We start from the raw sequence: 14651 nt of genomic DNA, 5'->3' as shown, positions 1-14651 counted from the left end.
GAGCTGGGCCGGGTTGCCCGCTCCCCCGGAGCCCGGTGCCTGGGAGCCGAAGATCTCAATCATGCCCACCAGGGTGCCGAACAGCCCCAAAAGCGGAGCGGCCGACGCGATCGTGCCCAAGGCGTTGAGGTTGCGCTCGAGCCTTTGCGCCACGCGTCGCCCGGCTCCTTCGAGGGCGGCGCGCAAGTCGTCTTCGGTAGAGCGGGGGTCGGTGTTGATAAGCCGCAAGCCGGAGGCCAGCACCTCGCCCAGAGCAGAGCTTTTCTCCAGCTGGGCTACCACGTCAGGGCCGGGCACGCTGGACTTGGTCACCCGCAGCACCTCGTCCAGCAAGCGTGGCGGTGCGACTTTGGCGGTGGTTAAGCTGATGAATCGCTCGATGACAATGGCCAAGGCCAGAACAGAGCAGGCAATCAGCGGCCAGATGGGCCAACCGGCCGCTTGGATGATGGAAAACAAATGCAGGTCTCCGTGCAATAGGGTGCAAAACGATTATGGCGCAGGGCGCGGGCTTCGGTGGGCCGACTGCCGGCAGCGGGCATACTCGTGCGCTGACTATGAGTGCTACTGATTCCTCTCCTGCACCCCGCGTCTGGCGCGTGGACGCTCTGTGCCGCGCTATGGCGGACATGCTTAACGCGCGGTTTAACCCGGTGCGGGTCAGCGGCGAGTTGTCCGGCTTTTCACGGGCCGCCAGCGGGCACTGCTACTTCTCGCTCAAAGACCAGGATGCCCAGATCCGCTGCGCCATGTTCAAGCGCGCCGCCACCAACCTGGATTTCGCCCCGCGCGATGGCGAACTGGTTGAGGTGTCGGGCCGGCTCGATATCTACGGGCCTCGCGGAGACCTGCAGCTCATCGTGGAAGGCATGCGCCGGCATGGGCAGGGCAGTTTGTTCGAAGATTTTTTGCGGCTCAAGGCCCGCCTGGAGGCGCTGGGCCTGTTTGATCCCGCCCGCAAGCGCCCGCTGAAGGCGATGCCGCGCGCCATCGGGCTGGTGACATCGCTGGGCGCAGCTGCCTTGCATGACGTGGCCAGCGCTCTCAACCGCCGGGTGCCGCACATTCCGGTAGTGCTTGCGGCCTCCGCCGTGCAGGGCGAGGCGGCTCCGGTGGAGCTGGTGCGGGCGCTGCAGTCGCTCTATGCCCGTGCGCACGACGTTGATGGCGCGGGCACCCCTTTGGATGTGATTTTGCTGGTGCGCGGCGGCGGCTCGATGGAAGACCTCTGGGCCTTTAACGACGAGCAACTCGCGCTCACCATGTGCGAGAGCCCGGTTCCGGTGGTCAGCGGGGTGGGGCATGAGACGGATTTCACGATTGCCGACTTTGTCGCCGACTTGCGGGCTCCCACGCCCACAGCTGCCGCCGAGCTGGTGGCTACGCCGACCGCGGTGTGCGAGGCAGCGGCGGATGTTTTGATGGACAGGCTGGCCAACGCCAGCCACCGCACGCTCGACACGCTGGCTCAGCGTCTGGACCGCTTGGCCAGTCGCGCGGGGCGGCCGTCCGGAGCGGTGGCGGTGCATGCCATGCGTCTGCAAGGCCTGGCCCACCGGCTGCGCAGTGCGGCGGCCTCACAGCTGAGCGCCCGCACCCTGCATGCGCAGACCCTGCAAACCCAATGGCCCGCCGCCCGCCAGACTTGGCTGCGCCTTAATACCGAGCGGCTGCACCGCGTCGAGCTCCGGCTGGGGCTGCTGGACCCCTCGCTGGTGCTGCAGCGCGGCTACGCGTGGCTGAGCGATGCGCAGGGGGTGCCGGTCAGCCGGACTGCCGGGCTGCAGCCCGGCGACGCGGTATGCGCCACCCTGGCCGACGGTACGGTTGATCTGAGCGTGACGGCGGTGCATCACATTTAGTTCCTACAATAAGTTTTGTTATCAACCCACCCCTGATGAGGATTCCATGGAACATACCTTGCCCGCGCTCCCCTACGCCATCGACGCTCTGGCGCCCGCCTACTCCCAAGAGACGCTCGAGTTCCACCACGGCAAGCATCACAACGCTTATGTGGTCAACCTGAACAACCTGCAAAAGGGCACCGAGTTCGAGAGCCTGTCGCTCGAAGAAATCATCAAGAAGTCCAGCGGCGGCATCTACAACAACGCAGCCCAGATCTGGAACCACACCTTCTTCTGGAACTGCATGAAGCCCCAAGGCGGCGGCGAGCCCACAGGCGCTCTGGCTGAAGCCATCACTGCAAAGTGGGGCTCTTACGCTGCCTTCAAAGAAGCATTCGTCAAGTCCGCCGTGGGCAACTTTGGTTCCGGCTGGACTTGGCTGGTGAAGAAGGCTGACGGTTCTGTGGACATCGTCAACACCGGCGCAGCCGGCACGCCCCTGACCACCGCAGACACCGCCCTGCTGACCGTGGACGTGTGGGAACACGCCTACTACATCGACTACCGCAACATGCGCCCCAAGTTCGTCGAGACCTTCCTCGATAAGCTGGTGAACTGGGACTTCGCGGCAAAGAACTTCGCCTGATTGTTGGGCAGTTCGCTAAAAGCCCGAAGGGAGACCTTCGGGCTTTTTTTTCACTTTTGCTGCGATGCGCCACCAAATTTCCGCCCCAATGCAGCGCTATATTTCGCATCGCGGCAATGAATTGCAAAATTGGCAGTCAAGGTCAGACCACTGAAAGCACAATCACGCACCATCCGGCAGCTTTGGCTTGTTACTGCAACAAGCCCGCGGACATAACACTTTAATCTTGGAGATATGCGATGAGCACCCAGCAACCCACCATCATCTACACGCTGACTGACGAAGCCCCGCGCCTGGCTACAGCGTCCTTTCTGCCCCTGATCCGCACATTCACAGCGCCGGCAGGCATTAACGTGGTGGAGTCCGACATCTCGGTGGCGGCCCGCGTTCTGGGCGAGTTCTCTGACTTCCTGAAGGACGAGCAGAAGGTTCCCAACACGCTGGCCGAGCTGGGAAAGAAGACCTTGCAGGCGGACGCCAACATCATCAAGCTGCCTAACATCAGCGCCTCGGTGGGCCAGCTCATCGCGTGTATCAAAGAGCTGCAAAGCAAGGGCTACGCCCTGCCGGACTACCCGGAAGCGCCCCAGTCAGACGAAGAAAAGGCCATCCGCGTTCGCTACGGCAAATGCATCGGCAGCGCCGTGAATCCGGTTCTACGCGAAGGCAACTCCGACCGGCGCGCACCCAAGGCGGTGAAGGAATATGCCCGCAAGAACCCCCACAACATGGCCGAGTGGAGCCAGGCTTCGCGCTCGCACGTGTCCCATATGCACCATGGCGACTTCTATCACGGTGAAAAATCCATCACCCTGGATCGCGCGCGCGATGTGAAGATGGAGCTGATCACCCGGGGCGGCGAGACCATCGTACTCAAGCCCAAGGTGTCGTTGCTGGAGCGTGAAGTGGTCGACAGCATGTTCATGAGCAAGAAGGCTCTGCTGGAGTTCTACGAGAAAGAAATCGAAGACGCGCGCAAGACCGGCGTGATGTTCTCGCTGCATGTGAAGGCCACCATGATGAAGGTGTCGCACCCCATCGTGTTCGGTCACTGCGTCAAGATTTTTTACAAAGACGCGTTCGAAAAACACGGTGCCTTGTTCAAGGAGCTGGGCGTTAACGTGAACAACGGCATGGCCGATTTATACGGCAAGATTGCCAGCCTGCCCCAGAGCAAACAGGATGAAATCAAGCGCGACTTGCACGCCTGCCACGAACACCGCCCCGAGCTGGCCATGGTGGATTCTGCCAAGGGAATCACCAATTTCCATTCGCCAAACGACATCATCGTGGACGCATCCATGCCCGCCATGATCCGCAACGGCGGCATGATGTGGGACGCCAACGGCCGCCTCAAAGACGTGAAGGCAGTGATGCCGGAATCTACCTTCGCTCGGATCTACCAGGAGATCATCAACTTCTGCAAGTGGCATGGTGCTTTTGACCCCAGGACCATGGGCACTGTGCCCAACGTGGGCTTGATGGCGCAGCAGGCCGAGGAGTACGGTTCGCACGACAAAACCTTCGAGATTACCGAGGACGGTATCGCCAATATCACCGATCTGGCCACCGGCGAGGTGCTGCTTACCCAGAACGTGGAAGCCGGCGATATCTGGCGCATGTGCCAGGTCAAGGACGCCGCCATCCGCGACTGGGTGAAGCTGGCCGTGAACCGCGCCCGCAACTCCGGCATGCCGGTGGTGTTCTGGCTGGATGCGTACCGCCCGCACGAGGCGCAACTGATTACCAAGGTCAAGATGTACCTGCACGAGCACGACACATCGGGGCTGGACATTCAGATCATGAGCCAGGTGCGCGCCATGCGTTACACGCTGGAGCGAGTGATCCGCGGCCAGGACACTATCAGCGCTACCGGCAACATCCTGCGGGATTACTTGACCGACTTGTTCCCCATCATGGAGCTGGGCACCAGCGCCAAGATGTTGTCCATCGTGCCTTTGATGGCGGGTGGCGGTATGTACGAAACCGGCGCCGGCGGCTCTGCTCCCAAGCATGTGCAGCAGCTGGTGGAAGAAAACCACCTGCGCTGGGATTCGTTGGGCGAGTTCCTAGCCTTGGCCGTGTCGCTCGAAGATTTGGGCCTGAAAACCGGTAATACCAAAGCCAAAGTCTTGGCCAAGACGCTGGACGCCGCTACCGGAAAGCTGCTGGACAACAACAAGAACCCATCACCCAAGACCGGCCAGCTGGATAACCGCGGCAGCCAGTTCTACTTGTCGCTCTACTGGGCGCAAGAGCTCGCCGCTCAAACTGAAGACGCTGCGCTGGCAGGCCAGTTCGCACCCTTGGCCAAGGAGCTTGCCGCCAAAGAGCAAGCCATCGTGGCCGAATTGGCCGCGGTGCAAGGCGCTCCGGTTGATATTGGCGGCTACTACCTGCCCGATCTGGTCAAGCTTGATGCAGTGATGCGCCCAAGCGCCACGCTGAATGAGGCGCTGAAATCTGTGGCGGTGTAAGCGGCCCTTTTGCGCCGCCGCGCGCTAGGCGCTTTGTTGCGAGCGCCTAGTTGCGCGGAGAGAAGGGCCCGCCGCTTAACTTGGCCCCGTGCTTGATGCCGCGTTTGGCAAACCAGCCCTGGTTCATCTCCAGCGCATAACGCACGGGCCGCGCTGCGCAGTGCGACTCGGTTGTTTGAGGCTGCATGTCCGCCAGGTTCACCACTGTTCCGTCATCGGCGATGAAGGCTACGGTGAGCGGAATCAAGGTGTTTTTCATCCAGAAGCACAATCCGGACGGCTGCTCAAAAACAAACAGCATCCCTTCAAATGCAGGCATCTCCTGCCGGTGCATCAGTCCGGTGGCCCGCTGCTCGGGGGTGCGGGCTATTTGCGCGTCGATCTGGAACATGCCGACCCCCAGCTTTGCGCGCGGCAGGTCCATCTGTGGTTTCTCTTGCGCCGCGGCGAGGAACGACCACACAAGAAGTGTCAAGGCAAGGGAAGTTTTCAAGGTTTTCATGGATTCCGTGGGGGTGAGCCTCAAACAGGGTCGAGGTCATTTTGCCAGCATCAATCTCCGCGACAGCTATTGAAATTCTGGCTGTTCGCCGCATTTACCCCCCAAAGGGCGAGGGTGGCGATCTTGCTAGATAGAATCAATTCATGGCAACCAACAACCCCAAATCCCCCGCATTTCAGCCCCCTCCCGCAGGGGGCAACGAGGGCACGGTCGTTCTTGAACGACTCACGCAGCGCGTCCAGCCGCCCTCCATGTACCAAGTCGTCATGCTGAATGATGACTACACCCCCATGGAGTTCGTGGTGGTGGTGATTCAGGAGTTTTTCAGTAAAGACCTCGAGTCTGCGACCCAGATCATGCTCAAGATTCACTTGGACGGACGTGGAGTGTGTGGCGTCTACCCCAAAGACATCGCAGCTACCAAAGTCGACCAGGTGATGGAGGCGGCCCACAAGGCGGGCCACCCGTTGCAGTGCGTCAGTGAGCCCGTAGATCTTTAAGGTGAAGTGAAAACACCGGGCCCACCGGCCGTAAATCGGTTTACAGTTAATCAACAACAAGGCAAATAAGGAATTCATATGATTGCCCAAGAATTGGAAGTCAGCCTGCACATGGCTTTTGTGGAAGCCCGTCAGCAGCGCCATGAGTTCATCACGGTCGAGCACTTGCTGTTGGCTCTTTTGGACAACCCCAGCGCCGCTGAGGTGCTGCGTGCCTGTGCCGCCAATATTGACGACCTGCGCAAGTCTCTGACCAACTTCATCAAAGACAACACCCCACAAGTCGCCGGCACCGATGAGGTGGATACCCAGCCAACACTGGGCTTTCAGCGCGTGATTCAGCGCGCCATCATGCATGTGCAGAGTACCGGCAGCGGCAAGAAAGAAGTGACTGGTGCGAATGTGCTGGTTGCAATCTTTGGCGAGAAGGACTCGCATGCGGTGTACTACCTCCATCAGCAAGGTGTGACCCGCCTGGATGTGGTGAATTTCATCGCCCACGGCATCAAGAAAACCGATCCCCCCGAGGCCACCAAATCCAATGAAAGCCCGGCTGAAACAGAGGACAGCGGGAGCGAGAAAAGCGAAAAGTCCTCGCCCCTGGAGCAGTACACCCAGAACCTGAACCAGCTGGCCAAAGAAGGCAAGATCGACCCGCTCATCGGCCGCGAGTACGAGGTTGAGCGTGTGATTCAGATTCTGTGCCGCCGCCGCAAGAACAACCCCTTGCTCGTCGGAGAGGCCGGCGTGGGCAAGACGGCCATTGCAGAGGGCCTGGCATGGCGCATTTCGCAAAATGATGTGCCCGACATCTTGGCCGAGTCAGTGGTCTATTCACTCGACATGGGTGCGCTGTTGGCGGGCACCAAGTACCGTGGTGACTTTGAGCAGCGCCTCAAGGCGGTGCTCAAGTCGCTGAAAGAAAAGCCGCACGCGGTGCTGTTCATCGATGAAATCCACACCTTGATCGGCGCAGGCGCAGCCTCCGGCGGCACGCTGGATGCATCCAATTTGCTCAAGCCCAGCTTGAGCTCCGGTCAGCTCAAGTGCATTGGCGCAACCACTTTCACCGAGTACCGTGGCATCTTTGAAAAAGACGCGGCACTCTCACGCCGTTTCCAGAAGGTCGATGTTGTGGAGCCCACCATTGACCAGACGGTGGAAATTCTTAAAGGATTGAAGTCGCGTTTTGAAGAACACCACAACGTTAAATACGCCGTAGCGGCCTTGCAAGCTGCCGCAGAGCTGAGCGCCAAATACATCAATGACCGTCATCTGCCGGATAAGGCGATTGACGTGATTGACGAGGCCGGTGCGGCACAGCGCATTCTGGCTCCGAGCAAGCGCAAGAAGACCATCAGCAAGACCGAGGTCGAAGAGATTGTGGCCAAGATTGCGCGCATCCCCCCCGCCAATGTGTCCAACGACGACCGCAGCAAACTCAAGACCTTGGAGCGTGATCTGAAGAGCGTGGTCTTCGGGCAAGACAAGGCGCTCGACGTGCTCGCCTCCGCGGTCAAGATGGCGCGTTCCGGCCTGGGCAAAGGCGACAAGCCTATCGGCTCCTTCTTGTTTAGCGGACCCACCGGCGTGGGCAAGACGGAAGCTGCCAAGCAACTGGCCTACATCATGGGCATCGATCTGATTCGCTTTGACATGAGCGAGTACATGGAGCGCCATGCTGTGAGCCGCCTGATTGGCGCGCCTCCGGGCTATGTGGGCTTTGACCAGGGCGGCTTGTTGACCGAGGCCGTCACCAAGAAGCCTCACGCCGTGCTGCTGCTGGATGAAATCGAAAAAGCACACCCTGACATCTTCAACGTGCTCTTGCAGGTGATGGACCACGGGTCGTTGACGGATAACAACGGACGCAAGGCTGACTTCCGCAACGTGATCATCATCATGACCACCAATGCAGGCGCCGAGACGATGAACAAGGCGACCATCGGCTTCACCAACCCGCGTGAGGCGGGGGATGAGATGGTCGATATCAAGCGGCTTTTCACCCCCGAGTTCCGCAACCGGCTAGACGCCATTGTGGGCTTCAAGGCCCTGGATGAGGTAGTGATCTTGCGCGTTGTGGACAAGTTCCTGCTTCAACTGGAAACCCAGCTGGCCGAGAAAAAGGTGGACGTCACCTTCACCGACAAGCTGCGCAAGTTCCTGGGTAAAAAAGGCTTCGACCCGCTTATGGGCGCACGGCCAATGCAGCGCCTGATTCAGGACACCATCCGTCGTGCGCTGGCCGATGAGCTGCTGTTCGGTCGTTTGGTCGATGGCGGACGTTTGACGGTGGACATGGACGAAAAGGACGAAGTCACACTCGATATCCAGCCATTGCCCAAGAAAGAAGGAAAATCCAAGCCAGAGGAAGCGACCGCCGGTTAAGCTGTCTTTCGCTGGCGCTACCGGGCTACCTGCCCGGCGGCACCATCCGGGCTCAGTTCTTAGTGGACTGGGCCCTTGTCATTTCTAATGTCTGGCCTCGTTGTCATGTCCCTAGCTGCTGTTGTTCCCGTGCGCTTTGCGCTGTTTGTGGCGGTGTTGGTTCTTGCCGGCTGTGCTTCTGCGCCCCCGGGCAAGCCGGTGGCGCAGGACCAGGCCGTGCCTGTCGTGCCAGCGGTGTCCGAGATCGTGGTGCCCAAGCCACCGCCCAGGATCGGCCTTGCCTTAGGCGGTGGGGCGGCGCGAGGCTTTGCGCATGTGGGTGTTATTCAGGTGTTGGAGGAAAACGGCATCAGGCCAAGCCTTGTCACCGGAACGTCCGCGGGCAGCTTGGTGGCCGCGATTTACGCCAGTGGCAAAAACGGTTCTCAGCTCCAGCGTGTAGCCGAGACCATGGAGGAGGCGGCCATTGCCGACTGGTCCTTGCCGTTGTTCAGCCGGGGCATGTTGCGTGGCGATGCGCTGGCCCGGTATGTGAATGGGCAGGTGGGCGCCAAGCTGATTGAGGAGTTGCCGCTGCCGCTGGGCATAGTGGCCACCGACCTCAACAGCGGCAACGACGTGCTGTTCCAGCGCGGAGACACGGGTACCGCTGTGCGGGCCTCCAGCGCGGTGCCTGCATTGTTTCAGCCCGTGAAGATTGCCGGGCGTGAATATGTGGATGGCGGCTTGGTATCGCCGGTGCCGGTTGCTGCGGCCAAACGCATGGGGGCGGATTTTGTGATTGCGGTGGACATCTCCACCCCACCCGAGGGCAGCCTGACCGGCGGCTCTTTGGAAATCCTGATGCAGACTTTTTCCATCATGGGTAAGAGCATCAATCGATTCGAGCTCCGGGAGGCCGACATTCTGGTGCGCCCAGCTTTAGAGGGCATTAGCAGCTCGGACTTTAGCGCCCGTAAACGCTCTATCGAGGCCGGGCGCGTCGCTATGGTGAAGATGATTCCGGAGCTCAAGGCGGCGCTCGCGGCGCGCGCCAGATAAAAAAAAGGCCTCGTTTTACAACGAGGCCTTGAAGGGATCCCTGAACCTTGAGGTTTCGAAAGGACCCGAGGAGACAACCGATTGAAACGAATTCGTTTCGGTTGGTTGAATTATCTCAGGGTTTTCCCTTGGTGGCTAGAGGTCGAGGCAAAAAAACTGTTATTCGTTGATCTGCCCCGAGCCCGAATTAGCGCTTCTTGGCAGTCGCAACTTTGGTTGCGTTGGTCGCAGTAGCGGCCACAGCATTGAAGTTGGCTTCAGCCACTTCGGTGGCTTGCTTCACAGCCTTTTGCACGGATTCCAGAGCATTGTTGGCAGCGGCCACAGAGCTCTTCATGATGGCAACCACGGACTCGGAACCGGCGGGTGCGTTCTTAGCAGCGCTGTCAACCAGGCCGGCGAACTTCTTTTGCGCGTCAGCAGCTTGTGCTTCTGCGCTCTTGGTGAATTCAGCGCTGGTGGAAGTAGCGATGTCGTACAGGTGACGGCTGTAAGCAGCAGTCTTTTCGGCCAGAGGTTGCAGCAGGTGGGATTGCAGAGCCAGCAGCTCTTGCGCGTCTTTAACGCTCAGCATGGTTTGTGTGTGGCTAGCGGCTTCAGACAGGGCTGCTTTGGAAGCAGTCATGTTCAGTTCCACGATTTTTTCCACGCCTTCGAAGGCCTTGTTGGTCAAACCAAACAGGGTTTCGATGTTGGCTTTATGGGAAGCGATAACTTGTTCAACGGTCAGCATAGAGATCTCCAAGAGTTAAGGTGGACGAAAATCAGTAGCTGCCCCGTAAGCACCGGTCCCCCTAGACTTAATGTTGCAGTGCAGCATGGACGAATTATAGGGACGTCAAATCGCAATGCAAGGACTTTTTGTTGCATTGCAGCAAAAACTTCAACTTTTTTGCAACTTCCCGCAAAACGGTCGTCTGCGCCTGCTTTTTCGGGCGTTTCGTCGCCTTTGGGACAGACAGGGGCGCGTTTTGCTGCGGCCCGGCCTCCGAATGGCTTTGCCCGCGCCTGACGCCATCTGGGGCGCTGGCAGAATGTGGAAAGGTGTTTTACCCAACCTTTGGAGAATCTGAGAAATGACCGCAGCCATCGTCGATGAAGCCATCCGCTCCCGCATGTCCGCGCGGGCCTTCTTGCCTACTGAGGTGCCGCGTGCAGATATTGAAGCCATTTTGGATGTCGCGAGCCGCGCTCCGTCGGGCACCAACTGCCAGCCCTGGAAGGTGTATGTGATGCAGGGCAGCAGCCGTGACGCCTTGGTTGACAAGGTGTGTACCGCGCACGACGCGATTCGCGCCAACCCCGAGCTGGCTGCCCAGTACAAGGAAGAGTACGACTATTACCCCGCCCAGTGGGTGAGCCCCTATATTGACCGCCGCCGCGAGAACGGCTGGGGCCTCTACGGGCTGCTGGGTATCGGCAAGGCCGACAAAGACAAAATGCACCTGCAACAGCAGCGCAACTTCCGCTTCTTTGATGCGCCGGTGGGCCTGATGTTCACGGTAGACCGCATCATGGGCCGTGGCTCGCTGGTGGACTATGGGGCCTTCATGCAAAACATCATGGTCGCGGCGCGCGGGCGAGGCATGCACACCTGCCCGCAGGCGGCCTGGAATGCTTTTTCAAGCGTTGTTTTGCCGCACATCGGCGCGGGCGAAAGCGAAATGCTGGTCTGTGGCATGGCACTCGGTTATGCCGACCCCGACGCGCTCGTCAACACCTTCCACACCCCGCGTGTGCCTGTAGCTGAATTTACCCGCTGGGTAGAGTGAGCAAATACCATGACAAATCAAACTTCCCGTCCCAAAGTAACCGTCTGCCGCGGCATCTTCCCTGAGGTGTTGGCGCAGCTGGAGTCCGTATTTGATGTGGTGCACAACCAGCAAGACGATGTCTGGTCCGCGCAGGAGCTCATCGAGCGTTTGCAAGGCCAGGATGGCGCTTTCACCACCGGCAGCGAGCGCATCAGCGGAGAGCTGCTGCAGGCCTGTCCTCAGCTCAAGATCTGCGCCAACATGGCAGTGGGATTCAATAACTTCGATTTGCCCGCCATGACCGCTGCCGGCGTGCAGGGCACCAATGCGCCCGACGTGCTGACAGAGACCACCGCCGATTTCGGTTTCGCTCTGATGATGGCGACAGCCCGCCGTGTGGCCGAGAGCGAGCACTTCTTGCGCGCCGGACATTGGACGCGCTGGAGCTACGACATGTTTTGCGGCAGCGACATCCACGGCGCCACGCTTGGCATTCTCGGTATGGGCCGCATCGGGCAGGCCATTGCGAAACGCGGATTCCATGGCTTTGGCATGAAAGTTGTGTACCACAACCGCAGCCGTCTGGCGCCTGACCTGGAAGCCTCCTGCGGCGCGCAATACGTGGACAAGGCCACCCTGCTCGCACAGGCTGACCATCTGGTGTTGGTGCTTCCGTATTCGGCCGAGTCGCACCACACCATTGGTGCAGCGGAGCTTGCACTGATGAAGCCCAGTGCCACGCTCACCAATATTGCGCGCGGCGGCATTGTGGACGACGCGGCCTTGGCGCGGGCGCTGCGCGAGCGTCAAATCGCGGCGGCCGGGCTGGACGTGTTTGAGGGCGAGCCCTCGGTGCATCCTGACCTGCTGAACGTGCCCAATGTGGTGTTGACTCCGCACATTGCCAGCGCGACCTTGGCCACCCGCAAGGCGATGGCACAGTTGGCAGCGGACAACCTGATGCGGTTTTTCGCCAGTGGCGAGGTTTTGACGCCCGTCAACACGCTCGCTGCCAGGTAAGTCGAACTCGATTTTCGATCGCTTTTGCGAATTCTTGCGCTCCTCTTTTGATAGCTTTTCGCGCAATATCCACGGGCGTCAGCGGCTTATTTGATACCTAAAAAGGGATGGCATGACCGACTGGATGTGGGCAGCAGGGCTGGGCGTGATGGTTGCATTGGCGCTGGCGCAGCTCGTGGGGGTGGTGATGCTGCTCCGCAGTCGTCACCGCGCAGATCCTCAGGCCCTCGCCAATGAGGCGGCTTTGCAGGATGCCCAGCGTCAGGAGCTGCTGGCCCGCCTGCAGAGCAGCAGCGAGCGGGTGGAGCGGGAGCTGCGGCGTGAGGTGCAGGAAAGCGCCCGCGCCGCCCGCCAGGAACTGGCTCAGAACCTCGCCACCTTCCAGCAGACCCTGGTGCAGCAGGGGGCGGAGGCTACCCGCACCCAGAACACGCAGATTGACGCCTTCGGCCAGCAGCTCTCCCTGCTGCAAAAAACGCTCTCTGACACCCTGGCCAGCCAGCTCGGCGCACTGAGCGAATCCAATGCCCGGCGCATGAGCGAGGTCCGCCAGACGCTGGAGGCGCAGCTGGCCCAGCTGCAGACCAGCAACGCCGCCAAGCTCGATGAGATGCGCGCCACCGTCGACGAAAAGCTGCAAACCACCCTGCAGGCCCGCCTGGGCGAGAGCTTCAAGCAGGTGGCGGAGCGGCTGGAGCAGGTGCATAAGGGGCTGGGCGAGATGCAGTCCCTGGCGCAGGGCGTGGGAGACCTGAAGCATTTGCTGACCAATGTCAAAACCCGCGGCATGTTCGGGGAGGCGCAGCTGGCATCACTCCTGGAGCAGGTCTTTGTGCCCGACCAGTACGCCATGCAGGTTCCCACCCGCCCGGGCAGCAAATACGTGGTCGACTTTGCCATCAAGCTCCCCGGCAAGTCGGACAGCGGCGCGCCGCTATGGTTGCCCATTGACGCCAAGTTTCCGAATGAAGACTACGAGCGTCTTCTCGACGCGCAGGGGCGTGCCGATGTGGCGGCCGCAGACGCTGCGGGCAAGGCGCTGGAGCAGCGCATCCGCCTGGAGGCCAAGTCGATTTCTGAAAAATACGTGGAGCCGCCCCACACCACCGACTTTGCGATTCTCTTTTTGCCGACCGAGGGCCTGTATGCCGAAGTGCTGCGCCGCCCGGGTCTGATGGAAGCCTTGCAGCGCGAACATCGCATCACGCTGGCCGGCCCCACCACTTTGCTCGCCATGCTGAGCTCGCTGCAAATGGGATTTCGAACCCTCGCCCTGGAAAAACGCTCCAGCGAGGTCTGGCAAGTGCTCGGCGCGGTCAAGACCGAGTTCGGCAAGTTTGGCGATGTGCTGGCCAAGGTCAAGTCGCAAACTGAATCTGTGCTCAAAACGCTGGACAACGCCGAAGTGCGCAGCCGTGCTATGGGTCGTGCCTTGAAAAAAGTCGAGGCGCTGCCCGAGACGCAGGCGCAAGTGCTGATTCCCACAGACCGGGATTTGGACGGGGATTCAGACCAGAGTTCCGATCTACCGGCCTGAGCCGGGTGCGGGCAGCTACAGCGGCAGTCCGTAGAAGGTGCGGATGTATTCCCAGGCCTCTTGCGGGTCGTCGGTGTACTTGAGCAGCTTCAGGTCGTCCGGCGAGATGGCGCCTTCTTCCACCAGCACATCCAGGTTGATCAGGCGGCGCCAGTAGTCGGTGCCAAACAGGATGATGGGTACCGGCTTGGCTTTTTTGGTCTGCACCAGAGTCACGACCTCGAACAACTCGTCGAGCGTGCCGAACCCGCCGGGGAATGCCACCAAGGCCTTGGCCCGCATCATGAAGTGCATTTTCCGGGTGGCGAAATAGTGGAACTTGAAGCTCAAGGATGGAGTGACATACGGGTTGGCGCTTTGCTCGTGGGGCAGGGTGATGTTCAGGCCGGGCGTGAGGGCCCCCATCTCATGGGCGCCGCGGTTCGCTGCTTCCATGATGCCCGGCCCGCCGCCGGTGCAGATGAAGAGGCGCTCACCCTTGGGCTTGCGGGCGCTGTAGCCGGCTACCAGGCGGGCGAACAGGCGGGCGTTCTCGTAGTGCCCGGAATTACGTACCTGGCGTTGCGCAAGTGCCAGCTCGGCTGCGTCACCGCTGCGACGGGCAGCTTCCAGCGCAGACTGCGCAGCTTCAGGCGACGGAAAGCGCGCGCTGCCGAACACGACGACTGTGTTCTCCACGCCTTGTGCTGACTGGTCGAGGTCGGGCTTGAGCATCTCCAGCTGGATGCGTATGCCGCGGGTTTCGCGTCGTAACAAAAATTCGGGGTCGGCGAAGGCGAGCCGGTAGGCGTCCTGGTCCAGGCTGAAGCCCTGGTCGGAGTGGCTTTGCAGATCAGCCCAGGCGTTGGCAATGCGTTCTTCGTTGATGTTTTGGGTGTTGTCCATGTCTGCATTGTGCGACATGTCCATGGCAAGGAAACACGCCCATGCGGGCTGATCAAT

13 protein-coding genes are annotated in these 14651 nt (G+C 60.4%); 9 read left to right on the top strand and 4 right to left on the bottom strand.

The window, feature by feature from the left end:
* Nucleotides 1-459 (bottom strand): MotA/TolQ/ExbB proton channel family protein (locus Q0O05_RS08510; RefSeq protein WP_293662096.1); only part of this gene is annotated, 459 nt, incomplete at its 3' end.
* A 98-nt stretch (nucleotides 460-557) separates the two neighbouring features.
* Here Q0O05_RS08510 and xseA point away from each other — a divergent pair.
* From xseA to Q0O05_RS08495, 3 genes are all read left to right on the top strand, one after another.
* Entirely contained in the window at nucleotides 558-1862 is a 1305-nt protein-coding gene (xseA, locus tag Q0O05_RS08505; protein ID WP_293662094.1) for an exodeoxyribonuclease VII large subunit, read from the top strand.
* 46 nt (nucleotides 1863-1908) lie between these two features.
* Nucleotides 1909-2490, top strand: coding sequence for a Fe-Mn family superoxide dismutase (locus Q0O05_RS08500; RefSeq protein ID WP_293662092.1), 582 nt, complete (start codon nucleotides 1909-1911; stop codon nucleotides 2488-2490).
* A 239-nt stretch (nucleotides 2491-2729) separates the two neighbouring features.
* Nucleotides 2730-4967, top strand: coding sequence for an NADP-dependent isocitrate dehydrogenase (locus tag Q0O05_RS08495; RefSeq protein WP_293662090.1), 2238 nt, complete (start codon nucleotides 2730-2732; stop codon nucleotides 4965-4967).
* A gap of 46 nt (nucleotides 4968-5013) precedes the next feature.
* Here the strand turns inward: Q0O05_RS08495 and Q0O05_RS08490 are convergent, their stop codons facing one another.
* On the bottom strand, nucleotides 5014-5469 hold the full coding sequence (locus Q0O05_RS08490; protein WP_293662088.1) for a DUF192 domain-containing protein: 456 nt from the start codon (nucleotides 5467-5469) through the stop codon (nucleotides 5014-5016).
* 143 nt (nucleotides 5470-5612) lie between these two features.
* On the opposite strand from Q0O05_RS08490, the gene clpS reads away from it, so the two are divergent.
* The 3 genes from clpS (at nucleotide 5613) to Q0O05_RS08475 (ending at nucleotide 9398) form a co-directional block, all read left to right on the top strand.
* Nucleotides 5613-5969 (top strand): ATP-dependent Clp protease adapter ClpS, encoded by a 357-nt coding sequence (gene clpS / locus Q0O05_RS08485; protein WP_293662086.1) that lies wholly within the window; start codon nucleotides 5613-5615, stop codon nucleotides 5967-5969.
* Nucleotides 5970-6047: 78 nt separating this feature from the next.
* Entirely contained in the window at nucleotides 6048-8357 is a 2310-nt protein-coding gene (gene clpA, locus Q0O05_RS08480; RefSeq protein ID WP_293662084.1) for an ATP-dependent Clp protease ATP-binding subunit ClpA, read from the top strand.
* Between the two features lie 105 nt (nucleotides 8358-8462).
* Entirely contained in the window at nucleotides 8463-9398 is a 936-nt protein-coding gene (locus tag Q0O05_RS08475) for a patatin-like phospholipase family protein (RefSeq protein ID WP_293662082.1), read from the top strand.
* A gap of 187 nt (nucleotides 9399-9585) precedes the next feature.
* Here Q0O05_RS08475 and Q0O05_RS08470 read toward each other — a convergent pair whose 3' ends face one another.
* The gene (locus Q0O05_RS08470; RefSeq protein ID WP_293662080.1) at nucleotides 9586-10131 is read right to left on the bottom strand and encodes a phasin family protein; all 546 of its coding nucleotides are present in this window, start codon (nucleotides 10129-10131) and stop codon (nucleotides 9586-9588) included.
* Nucleotides 10132-10474: 343 nt separating this feature from the next.
* On the opposite strand from Q0O05_RS08470, the gene Q0O05_RS08465 reads away from it, so the two are divergent.
* From Q0O05_RS08465 to rmuC, 3 genes are all read left to right on the top strand, one after another.
* The gene (locus tag Q0O05_RS08465; RefSeq protein ID WP_293662078.1) at nucleotides 10475-11170 is read left to right on the top strand and encodes a nitroreductase; all 696 of its coding nucleotides are present in this window, start codon (nucleotides 10475-10477) and stop codon (nucleotides 11168-11170) included.
* Nucleotides 11171-11179: 9 nt separating this feature from the next.
* Nucleotides 11180-12172: a D-glycerate dehydrogenase gene (locus Q0O05_RS08460; RefSeq protein ID WP_293662076.1), complete on the top strand. Its 993-nt coding sequence runs from the start codon at nucleotides 11180-11182 to the stop codon at nucleotides 12170-12172.
* Nucleotides 12173-12284: 112 nt separating this feature from the next.
* The gene (gene rmuC / locus Q0O05_RS08455) at nucleotides 12285-13709 is read left to right on the top strand and encodes a DNA recombination protein RmuC (RefSeq protein ID WP_293662074.1); all 1425 of its coding nucleotides are present in this window, start codon (nucleotides 12285-12287) and stop codon (nucleotides 13707-13709) included.
* 15 nt (nucleotides 13710-13724) lie between these two features.
* Here the strand turns inward: rmuC and Q0O05_RS08450 are convergent, their stop codons facing one another.
* A complete protein-coding gene (locus Q0O05_RS08450; protein ID WP_293662098.1) occupies nucleotides 13725-14594 on the bottom strand; it encodes a TIGR00730 family Rossman fold protein in 870 nt (289 codons plus the stop codon).
* Nucleotides 14595-14651 lie beyond the last annotated feature (57 nt).

It is taken from the genome of Rhodoferax sp. OV413 (assembly GCF_945881795.1).
Classification (GTDB): domain Bacteria; phylum Pseudomonadota; class Gammaproteobacteria; order Burkholderiales; family Burkholderiaceae_C; genus Allorhodoferax.
The sequence above is the reverse complement of the archived record's forward strand: the minus strand, read 5'-3'. Positions and strand labels throughout refer to the sequence as shown.

What these genes read in the sequence shown, in the direction of transcription:
- xseA (WP_293662094.1), top strand. Translation starts at nt 558, where the DNA reads ATGAGTGCTACTGATTCCTCTCCTGCACCCCGCGTCTGGCGCGTGGAC.
- Q0O05_RS08500 (WP_293662092.1), top strand. Translation starts at nt 1,909, where the DNA reads ATGGAACATACCTTGCCCGCGCTCCCCTACGCCATCGACGCTCTGGCG.
- Q0O05_RS08495 (WP_293662090.1), top strand. Translation starts at nt 2,730, where the DNA reads ATGAGCACCCAGCAACCCACCATCATCTACACGCTGACTGACGAAGCC.
- Q0O05_RS08490 (WP_293662088.1), bottom strand. Translation starts at nt 5,469, where the DNA reads ATGAAAACCTTGAAAACTTCCCTTGCCTTGACACTTCTTGTGTGGTCG.
- clpS (WP_293662086.1), top strand. Translation starts at nt 5,613, where the DNA reads ATGGCAACCAACAACCCCAAATCCCCCGCATTTCAGCCCCCTCCCGCA.
- clpA (WP_293662084.1), top strand. Translation starts at nt 6,048, where the DNA reads ATGATTGCCCAAGAATTGGAAGTCAGCCTGCACATGGCTTTTGTGGAA.
- Q0O05_RS08475 (WP_293662082.1), top strand. Translation starts at nt 8,463, where the DNA reads ATGTCCCTAGCTGCTGTTGTTCCCGTGCGCTTTGCGCTGTTTGTGGCG.
- Q0O05_RS08470 (WP_293662080.1), bottom strand. Translation starts at nt 10,131, where the DNA reads ATGCTGACCGTTGAACAAGTTATCGCTTCCCATAAAGCCAACATCGAA.
- Q0O05_RS08465 (WP_293662078.1), top strand. Translation starts at nt 10,475, where the DNA reads ATGACCGCAGCCATCGTCGATGAAGCCATCCGCTCCCGCATGTCCGCG.
- Q0O05_RS08460 (WP_293662076.1), top strand. Translation starts at nt 11,180, where the DNA reads ATGACAAATCAAACTTCCCGTCCCAAAGTAACCGTCTGCCGCGGCATC.
- rmuC (WP_293662074.1), top strand. Translation starts at nt 12,285, where the DNA reads ATGACCGACTGGATGTGGGCAGCAGGGCTGGGCGTGATGGTTGCATTG.
- Q0O05_RS08450 (WP_293662098.1), bottom strand. Translation starts at nt 14,594, where the DNA reads ATGGACAACACCCAAAACATCAACGAAGAACGCATTGCCAACGCCTGG.